The 18,499-nt window shown below is 58.0% G+C and carries 13 protein-coding genes; 11 read left to right on the forward strand and 2 right to left on the reverse strand.

What is annotated here, in order from left to right:
• Nucleotides 1–160: 160 nt before the first annotated feature.
• The 7 genes from guaB to VZC39_RS09120 all read left to right on the forward strand — a co-directional run bounded on the left by guaB (nucleotide 161) and on the right by VZC39_RS09120 (nucleotide 10,159).
• Entirely contained in the window at nucleotides 161–1,624 is a 1,464-nt protein-coding gene (gene guaB, locus VZC39_RS09090; RefSeq protein WP_349922069.1) for an IMP dehydrogenase, read from the forward strand.
• 83 nt (nucleotides 1,625–1,707) lie between these two features.
• Nucleotides 1,708–3,285 carry a glutamine-hydrolyzing GMP synthase gene (guaA, locus tag VZC39_RS09095; RefSeq protein WP_434667754.1) on the forward strand — a complete coding sequence of 526 codons (1,578 nt, stop codon included), beginning with the start codon at nucleotides 1,708–1,710 and terminating at the stop codon, nucleotides 3,283–3,285.
• A 375-nt stretch (nucleotides 3,286–3,660) separates the two neighbouring features.
• The gene (locus VZC39_RS09100) at nucleotides 3,661–3,933 is read left to right on the forward strand and encodes a hypothetical protein (RefSeq protein ID WP_434667757.1); all 273 of its coding nucleotides are present in this window, start codon (nucleotides 3,661–3,663) and stop codon (nucleotides 3,931–3,933) included.
• 713 nt (nucleotides 3,934–4,646) lie between these two features.
• A complete protein-coding gene (locus VZC39_RS09105; RefSeq protein ID WP_434667760.1) occupies nucleotides 4,647–6,110 on the forward strand; it encodes an amidohydrolase family protein in 1,464 nt (487 codons plus the stop codon).
• Nucleotides 6,111–6,206: 96 nt separating this feature from the next.
• Complete coding sequence (locus tag VZC39_RS09110) at nucleotides 6,207–7,625, forward strand: MFS transporter (RefSeq protein WP_434667763.1); 1,419 nt, start codon at nucleotides 6,207–6,209, stop codon at nucleotides 7,623–7,625.
• Between the two features lie 333 nt (nucleotides 7,626–7,958).
• A complete protein-coding gene (locus VZC39_RS09115) occupies nucleotides 7,959–9,305 on the forward strand; it encodes a protein kinase (protein WP_434667766.1) in 1,347 nt (448 codons plus the stop codon).
• 206 nt (nucleotides 9,306–9,511) lie between these two features.
• Nucleotides 9,512–10,159, forward strand: a complete 648-nt coding sequence (locus tag VZC39_RS09120) for a thiopurine S-methyltransferase (protein WP_434667769.1) — start codon at nucleotides 9,512–9,514, stop codon at nucleotides 10,157–10,159.
• Between the two features lie 276 nt (nucleotides 10,160–10,435).
• On the opposite strand, the gene VZC39_RS09125 is transcribed toward VZC39_RS09120, so the two are convergent.
• Nucleotides 10,436–13,210, reverse strand: coding sequence for an insulinase family protein (locus VZC39_RS09125; protein WP_434667772.1), 2,775 nt, complete (start codon nucleotides 13,208–13,210; stop codon nucleotides 10,436–10,438).
• Between the two features lie 161 nt (nucleotides 13,211–13,371).
• Between VZC39_RS09125 and sixA the strand changes: the two genes are divergently transcribed.
• The 3 genes from sixA (at nucleotide 13,372) to VZC39_RS09140 (ending at nucleotide 15,311) form a co-directional block, all read left to right on the forward strand.
• A complete protein-coding gene (sixA, locus tag VZC39_RS09130) occupies nucleotides 13,372–13,839 on the forward strand; it encodes a phosphohistidine phosphatase SixA (RefSeq protein ID WP_434667775.1) in 468 nt (155 codons plus the stop codon).
• A 133-nt stretch (nucleotides 13,840–13,972) separates the two neighbouring features.
• Nucleotides 13,973–14,179, forward strand: a complete 207-nt coding sequence (locus tag VZC39_RS09135) for a DUF1107 domain-containing protein (RefSeq protein ID WP_349922445.1) — start codon at nucleotides 13,973–13,975, stop codon at nucleotides 14,177–14,179.
• A gap of 211 nt (nucleotides 14,180–14,390) precedes the next feature.
• The gene (locus tag VZC39_RS09140) at nucleotides 14,391–15,311 is read left to right on the forward strand and encodes a DMT family transporter (protein WP_434667778.1); all 921 of its coding nucleotides are present in this window, start codon (nucleotides 14,391–14,393) and stop codon (nucleotides 15,309–15,311) included.
• A 59-nt stretch (nucleotides 15,312–15,370) separates the two neighbouring features.
• On the opposite strand, the gene VZC39_RS09145 is transcribed toward VZC39_RS09140, so the two are convergent.
• Nucleotides 15,371–16,987, reverse strand: a complete 1,617-nt coding sequence (locus tag VZC39_RS09145) for a peptide ABC transporter substrate-binding protein (protein ID WP_434667781.1) — start codon at nucleotides 16,985–16,987, stop codon at nucleotides 15,371–15,373.
• 373 nt (nucleotides 16,988–17,360) lie between these two features.
• Between VZC39_RS09145 and fbp the strand changes: the two genes are divergently transcribed.
• Nucleotides 17,361–18,395, forward strand: a complete 1,035-nt coding sequence (gene fbp, locus VZC39_RS09150) for a class 1 fructose-bisphosphatase (RefSeq protein ID WP_100858471.1) — start codon at nucleotides 17,361–17,363, stop codon at nucleotides 18,393–18,395.
• Nucleotides 18,396–18,499 lie beyond the last annotated feature (104 nt).

Consider the following 18,499-nt stretch of genomic DNA (forward strand, 5'->3'; position numbering starts at 1 on the left):
ATGGTTACGGCTGAATTTATTGGTTTTTTGCCCAGTTCAGGGCGTTAAAACGGGCTACGCCATAAAAAATTCAAAAAACTTCTTTACCATCGACCAATGCATGAGTAAAATTTGTCGGCAATATTTTACACCCCCACTTCCACAACGGTGAGATATTGCCATGCTCAGGATTGCCAAAGAAGCGCTGACCTTCGACGATGTATTGTTGGTACCAGCCCACTCCACTGTTCTTCCTAATACCGCCGACCTGCGCACCAAGCTCACGTCTGGTATCTCCCTGAATATCCCGATGATTTCCGCTGCCATGGACACAGTGACCGAAGCCCGTCTGGCTATCGCACTGGCCCAGGAAGGCGGTATCGGCTTCATTCACAAGAACATGTCCATCGAGCAACAGGCCTTCGAAGTGCGCAAGGTCAAGAAGTACGAGAGCGGCGTCGTCTCCGACCCCGTCACCGTGCGTCCCGACATGACCATCGCCCAGATCAAGGAGCTGAGCCTCAAGAATGGCTTCGCCGGCTACCCCGTCGTCACTGACGGCAACCAGCTGGTCGGCATCATCACCGGCCGTGATGTGCGCTTCGTGATCGATCTCTCCCAGACCGTCGAACAAATCATGACCCAGAAGGATCGTCTGGTTACCGTGCGTGAAGGTGCGCCTCGTGAAGAGGTGGTTGCCCTGATGCAAAAGCACCGTATCGAGAAGGTGCTGGTGGTCAACGCCGACTTCAAATTGAAGGGCATGATCACCGTCAAGGACTTCCAGAAAGCCGAGCGCAAACCCAACGCCTGTAAGGACGACAAGGGTCGTCTGCGGGTCGGTGCCGCCGTCGGTGCCGGTGCTGGCAACGAGGAGCGTGTCGCCGCCCTGGTCGAGGCCGGTGTGGACGTGCTGCTGATTGACTCCTCCCACGGTCACTCCCAGGGCGTGCTGGATCGCATCAAGGCGACCCGCGAAGCCTATCCTGACTTGCAGATCATCGGTGGCAACGTGGCCACCGGTGCTGGCGCCCTGGCGCTGGTGGAAGCGGGCGTCAACGCCGTCAAGGTCGGTATCGGCCCGGGCTCCATCTGTACTACCCGTATCGTGACCGGCGTCGGCGTGCCCCAGATCACCGCCATCTCTGACGCGGTCGATGCCCTGGAAGGCACCGGCATCCCGGTCATCGCCGATGGCGGCATCCGCTTCTCCGGCGACTTGGCCAAGGCCATCGCCGCTGGCGCCAGCTGCGTCATGGTCGGCTCCATGTTCGCCGGTACCGAAGAGGCGCCGGGTGAAATCGAGCTCTACCAGGGCCGCTCCTTCAAGTCCTACCGCGGCATGGGGTCCCTCGGCGCCATGTCCAAGGGCTCCAGCGATCGCTACTTCCAGACCGACAACGCCGCCGACAAGCTGGTGCCGGAAGGGATCGAAGGGCGCGTGCCCTACAAGGGCCGCCTGAAAGAAATCATCCACCAGCAGATGGGCGGCCTGCGCTCCTCCATGGGCTTGACCGGCAGCGCCACCATCGACGACATGCGCACCAAGGCCGAGTTCGTGCGCATCTCGGGCGCCGGGATGAAAGAGTCCCACGTCCACGACGTGACCATTACCAAAGAAGCCCCCAACTACCGGATGGGCTGATAAAACGGGGCTGCGGCCCCGTTTCTCCACCCCTTTTTTATCCCGTGCTTTTTGTGACAACATCAGCCTGATGCAGGAATAAAATGACTAAAGATATTCACCAGCACCGTATCCTTATCCTCGACTTCGGTTCCCAGTACACCCAGCTGATCGCCCGCCGCGTGCGCGAGATCGGCGTCTACTGCGAGCTCTGGGCCTGGGATGTGACCGAAGCGCAGATCCGTGAATTCAATCCGAGCGGCATCATCCTCTCCGGTGGCCCGGAATCCGTGACCGAGGCAGGCAGCCCCCGCGCCCCCGAGTACGTGTTCAACGCCGGCGTACCGGTGTTCGGCATCTGCTACGGCATGCAGACCATGGCCGATCAGCTCGGCGGCAAGGTGCAATCCTCCACCGAACGCGAATTTGGTTATGCCCAGGTCGAAGTGCTGGGTCAGAGCGCCCTGCTGCGCAACATCGAAGACGCCATCGCCCCGAACGGCCACGCCCTGCTGGACGTCTGGATGAGCCACGGCGACAAGGTCACCACCATCCCGGCCGGTTTCACCACCATAGCCCAGACCGCGACCTGCCCCCACGCCGCCATGGCCTGTGAAGAGAAGCGCTTCTACGGCGTGCAGTTCCACCCGGAAGTGACTCACACCCGTCAGGGCGCCCGTCTGCTGGAACACTTCGTGAAAGACATCTGCGGTTGCGAGTGCCTGTGGACTCCGGCCACCATCATCGACGACGCCGTCGCCCGCATCCGCGAACAGGTGGGTGAGGATGAGGTGATCCTGGGCCTCTCCGGCGGAGTGGATTCCTCCGTGGTCGCCATGCTGGTGCACCGCGCCATCGGTGATCGCCTGACCTGCGTGTTCGTGGACAACGGCCTGCTGCGCCTGAACGAAGGCCAGCAGGTGATGGACATGTTCGGTGATCACTTCGGTCTGAACATCGTCAAGGTCGACGCCGAGGAGCGCTTCCTGTCAGCTCTCGCGGGTATCGACGAGCCGGAAGCCAAGCGCAAGACCATCGGTCGCGTCTTCGTGGAAGTGTTCGACGACGAGTCCAAGAAGCTCAAGAACGCCAAGTGGCTGGCTCAGGGCACCATCTACCCGGATGTCATCGAATCTGCCGCCAGCGCCACCGGCAAGGCCCACGTCATCAAGTCTCACCACAACGTCGGCGGCCTGCCGGAAGAGATGAAGATGGGTCTGGTCGAGCCCCTGCGCGAGCTGTTCAAGGACGAGGTGCGCCGCGTCGGCCTGGAGCTGGGTCTGCCCTATGACATGCTCTACCGTCACCCGTTCCCGGGCCCGGGTCTGGGTGTGCGCGTGCTGGGCGAAGTGAAGAAAGAGTACTGCGATCTGCTGCGCAAGGCCGATGCCATCTTCATCGAAGAACTGCGCAAGGCCGACCTATACAACCAGGTCAGCCAGGCGTTCGCCGTCTTCCTGCCGGTGCGCTCCGTCGGCGTCATGGGTGATGGTCGCAAGTACGACTGGGTCATTGCCCTGCGCGCCGTCGAGACCATCGACTTCATGACCGCCCACTGGGCTCACCTGCCGTACGACTTCCTCGGTCACGTCTCGAATCGCATCATCAACGAGATCAACGGCATCTCCCGCGTGGTGTACGACGTCTCCGGCAAGCCGCCTGCAACCATCGAGTGGGAATAAGGGTTAACCCCGCTTCCTGCCGATAACGCAAAACTGCAAAAAAGACGCCCTTGCGGCGTCTTTTCTTTTTCCAATCGTTTGCGCCTCACTTTTCTGTTCGTTAGCCGTTTTCTCGCCTTCTTGTCTCTGTGATCTATGACAAGGGGGATCATGGATCACGCGCTAGGCTCTGTCATGCCAATTGAGACCTGCTCTGTAAGGCGTCGGTCGTGGCAGAAGGGGAGGGTGGCGACAGCAAAGCCTCCATGTACGCTGTCGGCACCGGACATACCACTCTCTGGTATGGCCCCGGTGGAGTCCTGGTACCACTTGAATCAACGGGGCGGAACCCGAACAGCCAAACGAGTAGGGACAAGAGATCACGGAGGGTTAGTTATGTCAGAACAAGCAGTGTTGTTGGGCGGATGGACTGCCTACCACAAGTTGAGCACCAAGGATCAGGCCGTATTCAATCAAGCGCTGGCAGGATTTGTCGGGGTGCAGTACACACCCTTTGAGGCCTCGACCCAGGTCGTCGCCGACACCAACTACCGCTTCAAATGCAAGAGCACGGTACCGTTGCCCAACCCCATCCACGGGGAAGCCGTAGTGCAGATCTTCCAATCTCTGGAAGGCACTGCCCAGATAACCTCCATCACCCCGATCTGATCCGTAGTGGGACAAGCCGGGGAAGGAGAAAAGCTACCGACCGGTTGATCCCAAACCTCATCAATAAGAAAGACGCTCTAGGGCGTCTTTTCTTTTTCCAATCGTTCGTGAGTAAAATTTGCTCTTTGGTGGGGGCCTGAGGTCGTTTCGTCAGCAGCGTAGTCGTGGGGTTATTATTCACTCGATAAATCCTTATCGGGCATTGCGAATGTGGTGACATATTGCTCGCCTGCCAGGGGAGGGCTGATGCGGTTGAGTCAAGAGGGGTGGGCAAGCGATACGCAAGCAGCAATCCTATGTGTCCTTAGGGCCCGGGTGAGCGACCGCTGCGGGCACAGGGTATCTCCAAGGCAGGTTTATTCCAGACAAGCCATCCCCTTGATGAATGCCTTGCGCCATTCAATGAGGCAGATGAACCTTCTCTCAAAATATTCCTCCATATGCATGGGATCACGGCCTGCGTGATTGAACCGTATCACCGTTACCTTTATTCAACCTTGGCCGGATTGAGCAATATCTTGTCCGGATTGTCCACTGACACTTGAATAGAGTGTTTTTATAATTTCACCATGAGATTGAAAGATGAATTCCTGATGATGCTCAGATAGGGAACCATTCATCTTTAAAACATTTTACTGTGGTGATGGTGTTAAAAATAAAAACACTGGTTGCAATGTGACTTTTAATATTTTCTGGATTAATGAAGGTACTGTATGAATCAGCATAAGAAAGTTATTCGGGGTGGTGTCTTTATCACTATGGATAAGGCCATGGGTGATATCCATAATGGTGCGTTGTTGATTGAGGGAAACCTCATTAAAGGCGTGAGTCGAAACCCCCATGAATTTGACAGTCACGAAGATGCGGAGTTTATTGATGCCGATGGTGCCATCGTCATGCCTGGGATGGTCGATGCTCATCGCCATAACTGGATGTCTCTTTTCCGTGGGGTGTCGACAGAAGAGTCCTTGCCGGCTTTTCTGATCAATACGTTTTACGCTTTCGGTGGTGTGCTTACCGCAGACAACATGTATGCCGCCGTGCTTGGCGGTAACGTGAGTGCTCTCAATGCGGGTACAACCACTGTGTATGAGATCAATGACTGTGTGAATACTCCTGATCATGCGGTGAATGCGATCCAGGCCATGAAGGATAGCGGTATTCGTGGCATCTATGCCTATGGCATGCAGGTATATGATTTCAAACCAGCCGGTTTTAAATCCATGAAAGATCGCCTGGATAATGCGAAAGATATTTCGAAAACCCAGTTCAATGGTCAAGATCGCCTGAAAATGGGGATGCTCATTTCTGACTTGGGTACCGTTGATTTCGAGTCGACAGTCAAACAGATCAATCTGATTGACGAGCTGGGAATAAAATGTGTTTCTCACACGGGGGCGGCGAAAACATCGGTACTACTGCGTGGCCTGCGAGAACTGGATGATCACGGTCTGTTGCGCCCGGGCCACCTGCATGCACACAGTAATGGATTAACCGGTGAAGACTGGAAACTGATTGCAAAGACAGGTGGGTATGTCGTCAGTACACCGTCCAGTGAATTGCAAATGGGGATGGGGTTCCTGCCCTATCGGCCTTGCGTCGAACATAATATTCCCTTTGGTCTGGGGACCGACCTGACGGGGGTAACGACTGACGATCTGTTCACCCAGCTGAATATTGCATTGCAAATTGAGCGAGCCCTGGCCAATGACAAGGTTCACCAGCGTGACACCATGCCATTCGTCATTACGCCAACCGTGCGTGAAGCACTCCATTGGGCCACTCTGGGCAGTGCTGAGGTAATGGGAATGGAGAATGAGATCGGCTCATTAACCATAGATAAAAAAGCCGACATTATTATCATTCGCCATCATGAAGGCTTCTCTCCGACAATGAATGTGGCTGGCAGTGTTGCGCAAATGACGAAGAGTAGCGATGTCGATACCGTTATCGCTGACGGCATGATCCGTAAACGCCATGGCCAGCTCGTCGGGTATGATTTGGAAAAAATTGAGAGCCTGTCACAGACCGCCTTTGAAGAGCTCTCCATCAAAGCGAAGTCATTTGTGACTTTGTCAGCGGATGAAATTGAACAGTTCTTCCGTCTGGCCGAGCGCAAGGCGTCTTACCACTTTGCACAGGCATATGGTGGTGATTTCTTCGATAAAGCAATGTAACAAACATCAAGTGAAATGAAGCAACCGCCATTAAGGATATTTAATGGCGGTTGTTTTATGTGAGCTTATCAAGCAACCGACAGTTCGGATTAAAAAATGACTTGTGACACATTTGAAAAGCCAGAGAAACAGGTTGAATCACCCTATCTAATGTTGATGGTATTGATGATAGGAACCTTTTCTGGTTTGTTTGGCGAAACAGCATTGAATATGGCGCTGCCCACGCTCATGGACGAGTTTTCGATTACTGCGGGTATTGCACAGTGGTTGGTGACTGGCTATCTATTGACCTTGGCCATCTTCATGCCTGTTTCGGCCATTTTAACTAAATGGTTCAATACGAGAAGCCTTATTCTAAACGCAATCCTAATCTCCTTCATTGGGTGCGTGATCGCCACTGTTGCGACCAGCATCATCACGCTAATGATTGGCCGTATTGTGCATGCGATAGGTACAGCCATCATTCTACCCGTACTCATCAATGCCGCCTTGGTTACCTTTCCTAAAATAAAGCATGCTGCCATCATGGGGTTCGTTGGCATCGCAATCACGCTTGCTCCCGCTATTGGGCCTACATTGTCTGGCGTCATAATTACATTCGTGAACTGGCGAGCCATCTTTATAATCAGTGCTTTGCTTTATATGATGATATTCATGATGACTCTGAGTGTCGTGGAGAACATCGGTGACATCAGCAAGCCTGAGGTAGATGTGATCTCTATTGCGCTATCAGCATTGGGGTTTGGTGGGGTCGTTTTCAGCCTGTCCATCATGGCAGAAACGCCCTTGCTGTCGCCAACGCTCTGGTTATCAATGATGCTGGGGATTACCAGTCTCATCCTGTTTGCATGGCGGCAAGGGCGCATTACATTGCCCATGATAAACTTTCGTGTTTTTAACCAACGTGAGTTCTCAATAGGGTTATTCATGATGATGTTAAGCATCATGAGTGTGCTGGCCACAGCGATAGTGTTGCCCATTTATTTTATGAATGTTTTAAAGCTGGAGGCAGCATTGGCAGGCATGTTCCTTCTTCCTGGAAATATTGCAAATGTCGTGTTGTCACCCATTGTTGGAAACTTGTATCACCGCTATGACACCAGAGTATTTACCGTCATGGGAGCTGTATTTATTCTATTGAGTGCCGCAATTTTCCTCGGTGTCGTCAATGAGTCCACATCAGCATGGAAGATCAGCATCGCATTTACCTGCCTCTGCTGCGGGGTGACCTGCATTATCATGCCTGCTCAAACGACGGCGCTGAGTGCCTTATCCAAAACACTCTATGCGGATGGTTCGTCGGTGTGGAACACGCTATATCAGGTATCGGGAGCCATTGGCTCTGCGGTTTCTGTGACCTTGATGTCTCAAGTTACCGATAAGTTGCTGGTGAGTGGCGGGGATATCAGTGAAACCGCGGCCCTGTCCCAGGGGGTTAATGCTGTCTTTTACTTCATATTGTTGATCGGGGCGTTATCGCTATATCTGGCATTCAAACTTAGAAAGCCGGATTGACCAAGCGGCAGGCAGAGGGGCGTTATCTGACCTTGAACGATATTTTCGGTTGTCATTGTTTGCCCCTCTTTTAACCGTGAGATTCAGCGCCAGGGTTCTGGTGTTTCAGATAATCAATGTCAGTCCGTGGCAAGCAGCTGGACGTTAAAGGAGTCGTGCATTCCAATCAGGTTGCTTGCAACATGATCCGCCAGTGGCGTAACAAACCAGAAGATCTCTGGCGCCAGTTCTTTATAATGCCCCTCTTTTCATGGCTGCCGGGCCAAGGCCCGGCGGTGCAGATGGCCTGCTCCATCACGACGGATAATCGGCCACCCCGAAAGAGACATTGCCATGCATACCCTGGAACAGCTGCGCGCAGGCTCCTTGAACGGTGCGCGTCACCTCAAGCTCTGTGAAAACCTGACGACCTTCCCCCTCGAGATTTTGAACCTCAAAGAGACACTGGAGGTGCTGGATCTCACCGGCAACCAGCTCTCTGCACTGCCGGACGCACTGGCCGAGTGCACCAAGCTTCGCATCCTCTTCTGCTCCGAGAATCATTTCACCGCACTGCCCGAGGTGCTGGGGCGTTGCCCCGCGCTCTCCATGGTGGGCTTCAAGGCCAACCGGATTGAAATGGTCTCCCCCAAGTCGCTGCCCGCGAAGCTGCGCTGGCTGATCCTGACCGACAACGCCATCGATCGCCTGCCGGACGAACTGGGTCAGTGCACCTCCCTGCAAAAACTGATGCTGGCGGGCAACCGCCTGACCGCGCTGCCCGCGAGCCTCGTCCACTGTCAGCGGCTCGAACTACTGCGTATCGCCGCAAACCGGATAGAGGCGTTCCCCACCTGGCTGCTCGCCTTGCCGCGCCTTGCCTGGCTCGCCTACGCGGGCAATCCCTTCGCCGGGGAGTGGGAGCCGAAGAGGGCAAACTCGGTTGCCGATATTCCCTGGCAGGAGCTCGAGCTGGGCGCCCTGCTGGGGCAGGGGGCGTCCGGCGCCATTCACCGTGCGACCTGGCGCCCCGCAGCGGGCCAGCCAGTGGCATTGGCCCTCAAGCTGTTCAAGGGGGCGGTGACCAGCGACGGCCTGCCGGCGGCCGAGATGAAGGCCGCCTTGGCGGCGGGTCAGCATGCGGCGCTCATCGGGGTGCTGGGGCGGGTGGATGATCACCCCTCCGGGATCCCGGCGCTCGGGATGACGCTGGTCAGCCCTCACATGCAGAACCTGGCGGGGCCGCCGAGCCTTGATTCCTGCACCCGGGACATCTACCCGGAGGGGCTCGCACTCTCGTTGTCGGCGGCGCTCGCCATGGTCAGGAACGTCGCCTCGGCCGCCGCCCATCTGCACCGGTTGGGGGTGATGCACGGGGATCTCTACGGTCACAACCTGCTCCATGATGGGGAGGGGGCCGTGCTGCTCGGGGATTTCGGCGCCGCCTCCTGCTATCCGCTGGCAGACGCCGTGCTGGCTGCCGCGCTGGAGCGGCTGGAGGTGCGCGCCTTCGGCTGCCTGCTCGAAGAGCTGCTGGCCCTGTGCCCGGCGAAAGCCGCCGAGTGCGAGTCGCTCCATCGACTGGCGAACGAATGCCAGCGCCCGGAGGTGGCGCTGCGACCGAGCTTTGCCGAGATTGGCTCCCGGCTTGACGATGCGCTGTGTTCGTTGCGCACCGAGAGGGCGCCGCTGATGGGATAAACGACTGCGGGATCTGAGTCCTGACGGTATTGTGTCGCAAGGTGGCAAATGGGTAGTCAAAGGAACCTGTTAAAGTGATTTGGATGCATATTTTATGTTGTTGACGATGGCCGTTATGAAATGGCCAAGACAGGGTCGACAGGGCTTGCACCGCCCCGGTGAAGTTGTGATATTGATGCATCATTGCAGATGGCGAGAGGATGAGGATGGAAGCGGCATTTTGGCATCAGAAGTGGGAAGAGAACCGGATAGGCTTCCATCAGGCGGACGTCAACCCCTGGCTGCCGGTCGGCTGGTCCGCCGGGCAAGAGGAAGAGACCGTGCTGGTGCCCCTGTGCGGCAAGTCTGGCGACATGCTCTGGTTGAGTGGTCAGGGTCATCCTGTCGATGGCTTCGAGCTATCCGAGCGCGCCATCGAGCAGTTTTTCAGTGAAAACCGGCTGACGGAGACGGTGACCGAGGTCGGCCCCTATCGCTGCCATCAACATGACAGCCTACGCATCCATCAGGGGGATTTCTTCGCGGCCCCCATGCTGGGTCGCCAGTACCGACTGGCCTATGACAGGGCGGCCCTGATCGCACTGCCAACCGCCATGCGCCGCCAGTATGCCGAGCTGATGAGCCGGCTGATGATGCCCCAGGGGCAGATCCTGCTGGTGACCCTGGAGTATCAGCCGGAGCAGCAGAAGCAGCCGCCGTTCTCGGTGGGGGAGATGGAGGTACGCCATTTGTTCGAGCGGGACTTCGCGGTGGAGGTGCTGGGCCGGGCCAGCGAGCAGGAGCACCCCAGGGTGATCTCGGGTCAGCTCTCCTATTTTGACGAGGTAGCCTACCGGCTGACGCGCCGGGGCTAGGGACCCCTTGGTGAGGAGCGTGAGACTCTTTTTACCTCCTTTGATGTAGATCAACGTGGTGGAGAGAGGCTCTGTCTAAGATGGCTCTGTTTCTCAATCACTGTCAGGTTTCGGTCGGCGCGCTCTGGTTTCATCGCCTGACCTGTCATCGGCTCAGTGTCTGATTTTCACGCTCATGTTCACTTTTGGCGGCCCAGGCCGCAATTGATAATGGTTTTTCCAGCCGACCCCCAGGGGTCGGCTTTTTATTATCTGCGGTTTGGTGAAAAGAGGCGGTTACGCCTCGAAGGTGGCGGCGGCGAGACGAAATGCTCTGGGATCGTCGAGGAACTGGCCGGTGATCCGATCGTCGTGCTCATGGCCCTGGCCATAACTGCAGAGGATCAGCCTGTCCGAGGTACGGGAGCGCAACTGGGTGATGAAGCGCACCAGATCGGCACGGCTGAGGTTCCCCACCTCCTCGCAGACCCGTTCCCGCTGATCGAAGCCGAGATCCTTGTTGCCAATACTGACCCAGAGCCGCTGGCCGCGGCTGCGCAGGTTGGCATCCCGCTCGCTGAGCTGGGCCTGCAGGCCCGCTTTGCTCTCCAGCCACTGCTGCTCGGTAAACTCCAGCATGGCGATGGGGAAGAGGTCGATGAACTCCTCCACCGCGTCCAGCAGGATCTGCGGCCCCGCCACCGGCGACTGGATATAGAAGATGAGGCCGGGGTGGCGATTGAGGGGCAGGTTGCCAGCCCCCACCACGTAACCGAGCTGCTGACGGGTGCGCAGTTCGTGGAAGAAGGTGGAGGACATGATGTGGTTGGCCAGGGTGAAGCAGGCGAGATCCCGCGCCCGCACGGTGCGGGACTGGTAGTAGACCAGCAGTGCCGAGTCTTCGTGCTCGCAACCTTGCTCGCGAATGAGGGTACCCCTGTCCTGGATGGAGATGAGGGGGCGGCGGGTCTCGGCGCTGGGCTGGCTGTTGTCGCCCAGGTGGCGCTCCAGCAGGGCAGCGAGATCCAGTGCCTCGCCCACGTCCCAGTCCCCGTGCACCAGGGTCTCCACGTGTACTTTGGCGAACAGCTGGGCGACGAACTCGGGCATCTCGCCAAGCTCGATGGTGCGCAGGTGGCGCAACAACTGCTCGAACGGCGGATTGTTGGGCTGCAGCAGGCTGGTGAGCTGGTTGAACAGCTGGGAGATGGGGCGGGTCTTGGACTGGTTCTCCCAGTTGCGGATGAGTTGCTCTTTTATCTCGGCAAAGCGGGCCGGATCCGGGTAACCCAGCGTGCGGTTGCTGAGGATCATGTCGAGCAGCAGGGGCTGTTTGTCGGCAAAGCCGCTCATGTTGATGGTAAAGCCCCCCTGGTGGGCATAGATCTGGTAGCCGAGCCCGGCGAGCTCCGCCGGGTAGGTGAGGGCATTGAGGTGATCCTGGAGCAGTTCCACCGCGAGGCGGGCCATGGCGATGTGGCGCGGGCTCTTCACCGCATGTTCGCTGTCGATGGAGATATAGAGGTTGCCCTTGGGAACCCCGAACAGGTGCTCGTGCAGATGCCAGAGTCGAAAACCCGGTCTGTCCACCAGGCAGGCGGGCATGTCGGCAGGCAAGGGGGGCGTGCGCGCATCCAGCCGGCTGCTGATGAAGGGGTTGGGGGCGGGCAGATGCAGATTGGAGTCCGGTTCGCTTTGCTGCCAGCGGACTTTCAGCGCCTCCGGAATGGGGGCGACGCTGTAGGGAGTCTGATACCAGCGGGCGAGGCGATCGGTACTCACCTCCGGCGCCTGCACCGTCATGCGCAGGTTGTGGGGGGTGAGCTTGGCGAGGAAGCGGCGCAGCAGCGCCTCGTCATATTCGCGCATCATGTAGTCGCCGTAGAGCAGATCGGCCGGGGCGTAACTGAAGAGGTTCAGCACCAGGCCGGAGGCGGTGTCCAGTGCCCGGCCTCGCTCCTGGAAGCGGAAAGCGGATTCCAGCACGCTGCACTTCTCGTCGTAACGCCAGGCCTCCAGGCCATCGCGCTCGATGAGTTTCAGGTAGCCGAACAGCGCCTCGATGATCTCGTTCACGTGCTCGAGACCGAGGGGCGTGAGGCCAAAGCTCACCCCGAAATCCTTGAAGTTGCTGCCGCTGACCCCGCCGCCGGCGGCAAGCTGATTGACCCAGCCCTTGCCCTTGAGCAGGGAGAGCAGGCTGCCATCCCCTTCGTAGCCGATAAGGTGGCTCAGGAAGGTGAGGGGCTTCTTGTCGTAGTAGGCATCCACGCTTGGCAAGGGGAAGGTCAGCGCCAGCTTGCGGGTTTCCTTGACCGGTTTTATCTGGATGCGGATGCCGAGATCCTCGAGGCGATAGAGGGGAACCGACAGGGTCGGCTCGCCGAGGTTGCGATCCTGAATGGGGCCGAAGTAGTGCTCACACCAGCCGAGCTGGGTCTCGATGGGGGCGGGGGAGATCATCACCAGCGCCATGCGATCCGCACTGTAGTGAGATTCGTAGAAAGCAACGAGGTCGGAACTCAGATCCCGGCCGGGCAGATCGGCCAGGGTATCGAGGTTGCCCACCGAAAATTTGGAGAAGGGGTGGGCCGGATTGACGGTCTCTTTATGTACCTGATAGCTGCGGCGCACATCGTCTTGCAACTTGAGGCGGTATTCGGAGTCCACCGCGTTGCGCTCCTTGTCGACCCATTCGGTGGCGAAGGTGGGGCAGATGAAGAACTGGGAGAAGCGATGGAGCCCTGCCTCGAAGAAGCCGTTGTCGATATCGAAGAAGAAGTTGGTGAACTCGGTCCCAGTCCAGGCGTTGTTGCTGCCCCCGTGACGACTCATGAACTGCTGATATTCACCGGGCTTGGGATAGGTCTGGGTGCCGAGAAACAGCATGTGCTCGAGGAAGTGGGCCATCCCCTGGCGGTCGGCGGGATCATCGAAATGGCCGGTGTTGACGGCCAGGGAGGCGGCGGACTTGTCGGTATCGGGATCGCAGACAAGCAGGACCCTGAGCCGGTTTGCCAGCTCCAGATAGTGATACCGCCTATGGTCGTTGGGACTGGCATGTGGGCTCATGAGGGCTGACTCGCGGTGAATTTATTTGAATTTAAACATGATTATCGACGCCGCTATCTCACGAGGCAAACCCTTTTCTGAGAGGTAGCGCAATTGTTTCCCCCGGCACGGCGGGGTAAGATCCCCCCGCTATTTAAACAGGCCCCCTGGGCGAGGTTGTAATGAAGATCTACATCATGCGTCATGGCCAGGCTGGCATGAATGCAAAAACGGATGAACAGCGTCCCCTGACCGAACAAGGCCGTGACGAGTCCATTCATATGGCTCGCTGGCTGGCTCCCCAATTGACGGGCCCCTTGAGTCTGGCCATTCATAGCAACTATCTGAGGGCCAGGCAGACCTGGCAGGCCATCGCTCCCGATCTGCCAAAGGCGCAGAGCGTCGAAGAGAGTGGCGATATCACCCCTTACGGGGATCCGGCCATGGTGGCGAGCTATCTCACCGCCCTGGCGAGCCGCCATGACAACATTCTGATGGTCAGCCATCTGCCGCTGGTGGGTTATCTGGTGCAGAGCCTCTGTCCGGCGGCGGGGGCGCCCATGTTTGCCACCTCCGGCATGGCCTGTATCGAGTGGCAAGATGACAAGGGGGTATTGCTCTGGCTGGAAGGGCCGCATACAATACGATAAAAGTTAATAATAAGTTACAGAATGGTTTTTTAGGGAAGAGGTGGGCGATTTTTCCGGTATTTTATATAAATTTAACGGAATTATTTCGCAGGAGCTGCTGTCATACGGATACAACTGCAAGAGGTTGCAAACGATGAGAGTGTTCAAGAAATACCTGCCGCTGATGGTGGCAAAACATGTCAAAACTTTCTTCAAGGGACGGATCTACATCCACGGCAGGGGGCGCTTCGATTTCCAGTCGGGCCTGTTATTGATGCCAATGGCGGCCGACATTCCCCATCGCCAGACGGTGCTCGAGGTCAACGAGTTGATCTCGAGGCTGCACATGGATGCGGCGTGACAGACACGCCCGGATAGGTTCCCCCTCATGCCCGCCCTCGTGCGGGCATGATTGTTTAAAGCTCCCCGAAAACGCCGTTTTGAAAATCGCTGTGGCAATCTTTGTTACCAGCTGTCGATGACTTTTTGCGCAGCCGATGATGGTGCTTGCTTATCCTGTTTGCCTCTCTATACTCCCGCAAAATACCCGCTGTCTTGTTCTGGATTTAGCGATGCCACTTGCCTTCTTGTTTCCCTTCTCCTGCATGGCCATCTGGGCCGGCAACAGCATTGTCAGCAAGCTGGCGGTGGGCGTGCTCTCACCGGCGGCCCTGGCCTGGTCGCGCTGGGTGGTGGCGGCCATCATCCTGACCCCCTTCCTGGCCCATCGCGCCTGGCGCGAGCGCGTGCGGCTGAAAGCCGGTTTCTACAAGCTTGCCATGCTGGCCCTGCTCGGCATGGTGTTGAACCAGAGCTTCGGTTATTACGCCGCCCAGACCCTGGGGGCCACTGAGATAGGCCTCATGATGGGGCTGACACCGCTGATGACGGTGATGCTCAGCATCTGGCTGCTGCACGAGCGCCCGACCTGGGGGGCCCTGCTCGGCGGCGTTATCTCCATCTTCGGGCTGACCATCCTGCTCGGGCAGGGGGATCCCGCTCGCATGTTCACCCAGGGCATTCACATCGGCTACATCTACATGCTGTTGTCGGCGGCTACCTATGCGCTCTACAGCGTGCTGCTCAAGCGCTGGGATCTGGGGCTGAGCAGCTGGACCCTGTTCTACGGCCAGGTGCTGTGCAGCCTCCTGTTCCTCACCCCCTTCTACCTGCTGGTGGACGGACAATGGCCGGATCATCGCGCCCTCTGGCTCATCCTCTATGCGGGGATCCCGACCTCGGCGCTCTCGCCCTGGCTTTGGATGCAAGGCATTGCCCTGCTCGGGGCGAGTCGCACCGCCATCTTCATGAACCTGCTGCCGGTGATGACGGCAGGTCTCGCCATCAGCTGGCTCGGGGAGCGGCTCACCAGCTACCACCTGATCGGCGGCGGCATGACGCTGGTGGGGGTCTTGCTGGCGCAGTTGCTGGTCAAACCGGTCATCTTGCGGCGCCGTACCCGGCTGGCCATGGCGGGTTGCTCCGACGACTGAAACCCCGGTAGAAAGAAAAAAAGACCGCCAACAGGCGGTCTTTTTGTTTTGTGGCCGGCTCACTGGGCCGTCAGATAGAGGTCTTTGGAGTAGACCAGATCCTGCGGGTTGTGATAGGGGTAGCCCTTGACGAAGGGCTTGAGCAGCCGGGATTTCACATAGAAATAGACCGGGGCTATGGGGGCTTCGGCATCGATCAGGGCTTCCGCCTGCTGGTAGAGGTGATTGCGCTCGGCCGCGTCCTGGGAGTCATGGGCCTTGGCCAGCAGGGCGTCATATTGCGGGTTGTGCCATTTGCCGCTGTTGGCGCTGCTGCTGGAGGTCATGATGTCGAGGAAGGTGGAGGCGTCGTTGTAGTCCCCGTTCCAGGAGTAGCGGCTCACCCCGAAGTCTCCCTCATTCAGGGTCGACACCATGGTCTTCCACTCCATGTTGTTGAGCTCGGCCTTGACCCCCAGGTTGTGCTTCCACATGGAGGCGATGGCCAGGGCAATCTTCTTGTGCCCCTCGTTGGTGTTGTAGAGGATGTCCACGTCCAGCGGCTTGCCCGGGCCATAGCCCGCTTCGTTCAGCAGGGTCTTGGCCTCCTTGATCCGCGCCTCCTTGCTCATCAGTTCGCTGGCCGGTTGCTTGAGTTCAAACCCGTCCACGCTTGGTGGCGTCAGGCTGAAGGCGGAAAGTTGCCCCTGTCCCAGGATCTTCTCGGTGATGGTATCCCGGTCGATGGCCAAGGAGAGCGCCTTGCGCACCTTGGGGTTGTCGAAGGGTTTACGCTGGGTGTTGAACACATAGTAATAGGTGGCAAGCAGGGGCACGTTGACCAGCTCTTGCGGACTCTGGCTCTTGATCTGCTTGTACTGCTCCAGCGGATAGCTGGTGTAGTGCACCTCGCTCGCCCGGTAGCGGTTGAAGGCGGCGGTATCGGAGACGATTTCCAGATAGATCACCTTGTTCAGCACGGTATGCTGATTGTCCCAGTAGTGGACGTTGCGCTCGGAGATGAGCCGCTCGTTCGGGGTCCACTCTTTGAGCACGAAGGCGCCGTTGGAGACGATGTTGCCCGGCTTGACCCACTCGTTGCCGTACTTCTCGATGGTCGCCTTCGGCGCCGGGAAGGTGGTGTAGTGGGAGAGGGTCTTCAAGAAGAAGGGGACCGGGTTTTTCAGGGTGATCTGCAGGGTGTGGTCATCCAGGGCCTTGATGCCGAGGGCATCGGGCTTGGCCTTGCCTTGCACCACCTCGCTGGCGTGGGTGACCCCGGTCAGTTCGATGAACCAGGCGTAGTTGGAGGCGTTCTTGGGATCCGCCGCCCGCTGCCAGCCATAGACATAGTCCGCCGCCGTGACCGGCTCGCCGTTTGACCACTTGGCGTCGGGTCTGAGCTTGAAGGTATAAATGGTGCCCGTGGGGTCGAGCTCATAGCTGATGGCCCCGGCGGGTTGCAGCTTGCCATCCCCGTCCAGGGTGTAGAGTCCCTCGAACAGATCGTTGACGATCTCGCTGCCCGCGCTCTCCTCCACCATCTGGGGATCGATGGAGGCGGGCTCGGTGCCGATGTTGCGCACGAAGGTCTGCTGGGCTGCGGGGAGGAGTTGGGTGCCGGCAGGCACCTGTGCCGCCAGGGCGGGGAGAGAGATCAGGGCGGCAACCGTGCCGGCAATGAGTGTCCTTTTCATTGAATATCCTTATGTTTTTTTGCTTCCAAAGCCAAGCCAGTGTGCGGGATTGAGCCCCAGATCTCAAGGAGGGATTGGAGGGTGTCATGGACCTGTTCCCGAATGGGGAGGGGCCTGAGAACGGCGGTAACGGAGGTTGGATTATTGTTACGAATTAAGGTGGTGAAAGAGGTCGGTTGACGCCCTGTTTTCCCCAGTATGACGCCATTTTCTGGCGTGAACTGGCGAGACAATCACCGCCTTAATTCGCTGCAAAAACAAAAAACAGACGTTACATTAGGTTACAAAACAACGCAGCCGAGGATCGGCACTTTTTTTGTCGATGCTTGCAAACGTTTTCAAGGCCAACGGAAACGATCCTAAAGGAAGAAGAATGCGAAACATGATCACCATGGGCGAGTTCATCGTCAAAAAGCAGGCGGACTACCCGACCGCAACCGGCGAGCTGACCTCCTTGCTCAGCTCCATCCGCCTGGCTGCCAAGGTGGTGAACCGGGAGATCAACAAGGCGGGGCTGGCGGACATCATCGGCTCCATGGGAGCCGAAAACGTGCAGGGGGAGGTGCAGCAGAAGCTGGACGTCTACGCCAACGAGCGCTTCAAGGCGGCGCTGGAAGCCCGCGGCGAGGTGTGTGGCATGGCCTCCGAAGAGGAAGAGGACTTCGTCTCCTTCGATTCCGAGCTCTCCCGCCACTCCAAGTACGTGGTGCTGATAGACCCCCTCGACGGCTCTTCCAACATCGATGTCAACGTCTCGGTCGGGACCATCTTCTCCATCTACCGCCGGGTGAGCACGCCGGGGGCCGGGGTGACCCTCGAAGATTTCCTGCAGCCGGGCAACCGTCAGGTCGCCGCCGGTTATGTGGTCTATGGCTCCTCCACCATGCTGGTCTACACCACGGGCTTCGGGGTCAACGGCTTCACCTATGACCCTTCCATCGGCTGCTTCTGCCTCTCCCACGAGAACATCCGCATCCCGGAGGAGGGCAAGATCTACTCCATCAACGAGGGCAACTACATCAAGTTCCCGGACGGGGTGAAGAAGTACCTGAAATATTGCCAGGAGCGGGACGAGGCGACCCACAGACCCTACACCTCCCGCTACATCGGCTCCCTGGTGTCGGATTTCCACCGCAATCTGCTCAAGGGCGGCATCTACATCTATCCGTCCGGTACCAACTCCCCGAACGGCAAGCTGCGCCTGCTCTACGAGTGCAACCCCATGGCGTTTCTGGTGGAGCAGGCCGGTGGCAAGGCCTCAGACGGCTTTGGCCGCATCATGGACATCCAGCCCACCGCTCTGCACCAGCGCACGCCCTACTTCGTCGGCTCCACCAAGATGGTGGACAGGGCCGAGGCCTTCATGCGGGAGTTTTCCGCCCACGAGGATCCGGCCAATCAGGGATGAATGGCTCGCAGGGCACTGGCAACCCAAGGGGGCCAGGCATGACGAGCAGGATAGACAGATAAAAAACGGGAGCCTCAGGGCTCCCGTTTTGTTGGAGTGGTGTC

The organism is Aeromonas sp. NJAU223 (assembly GCF_051125555.1).
In the GTDB taxonomy this organism is placed as follows: domain Bacteria; phylum Pseudomonadota; class Gammaproteobacteria; order Enterobacterales; family Aeromonadaceae; genus Aeromonas; species Aeromonas veronii_G.

Bases quoted from the DNA above. Each gene is read 5' to 3' on its own strand.
- guaB (WP_349922069.1), top strand. From the start codon at position 161: ATGCTCAGGATTGCCAAAGAAGCGCTGACCTTCGACGATGTATTGTTG.
- guaA (WP_434667754.1), top strand. From the start codon at position 1,708: ATGACTAAAGATATTCACCAGCACCGTATCCTTATCCTCGACTTCGGT.
- VZC39_RS09100 (WP_434667757.1), top strand. From the start codon at position 3,661: ATGTCAGAACAAGCAGTGTTGTTGGGCGGATGGACTGCCTACCACAAG.
- VZC39_RS09105 (WP_434667760.1), top strand. From the start codon at position 4,647: ATGAATCAGCATAAGAAAGTTATTCGGGGTGGTGTCTTTATCACTATG.
- VZC39_RS09110 (WP_434667763.1), top strand. From the start codon at position 6,207: ATGACTTGTGACACATTTGAAAAGCCAGAGAAACAGGTTGAATCACCC.
- VZC39_RS09115 (WP_434667766.1), top strand. From the start codon at position 7,959: ATGCATACCCTGGAACAGCTGCGCGCAGGCTCCTTGAACGGTGCGCGT.
- VZC39_RS09120 (WP_434667769.1), top strand. From the start codon at position 9,512: ATGGAAGCGGCATTTTGGCATCAGAAGTGGGAAGAGAACCGGATAGGC.
- VZC39_RS09125 (WP_434667772.1), bottom strand. From the start codon at position 13,210: ATGAGCCCACATGCCAGTCCCAACGACCATAGGCGGTATCACTATCTG.
- sixA (WP_434667775.1), top strand. From the start codon at position 13,372: ATGAAGATCTACATCATGCGTCATGGCCAGGCTGGCATGAATGCAAAA.
- VZC39_RS09135 (WP_349922445.1), top strand. From the start codon at position 13,973: ATGAGAGTGTTCAAGAAATACCTGCCGCTGATGGTGGCAAAACATGTC.
- VZC39_RS09140 (WP_434667778.1), top strand. From the start codon at position 14,391: ATGCCACTTGCCTTCTTGTTTCCCTTCTCCTGCATGGCCATCTGGGCC.
- VZC39_RS09145 (WP_434667781.1), bottom strand. From the start codon at position 16,987: ATGAAAAGGACACTCATTGCCGGCACGGTTGCCGCCCTGATCTCTCTC.
- fbp (WP_100858471.1), top strand. From the start codon at position 17,361: ATGCGAAACATGATCACCATGGGCGAGTTCATCGTCAAAAAGCAGGCG.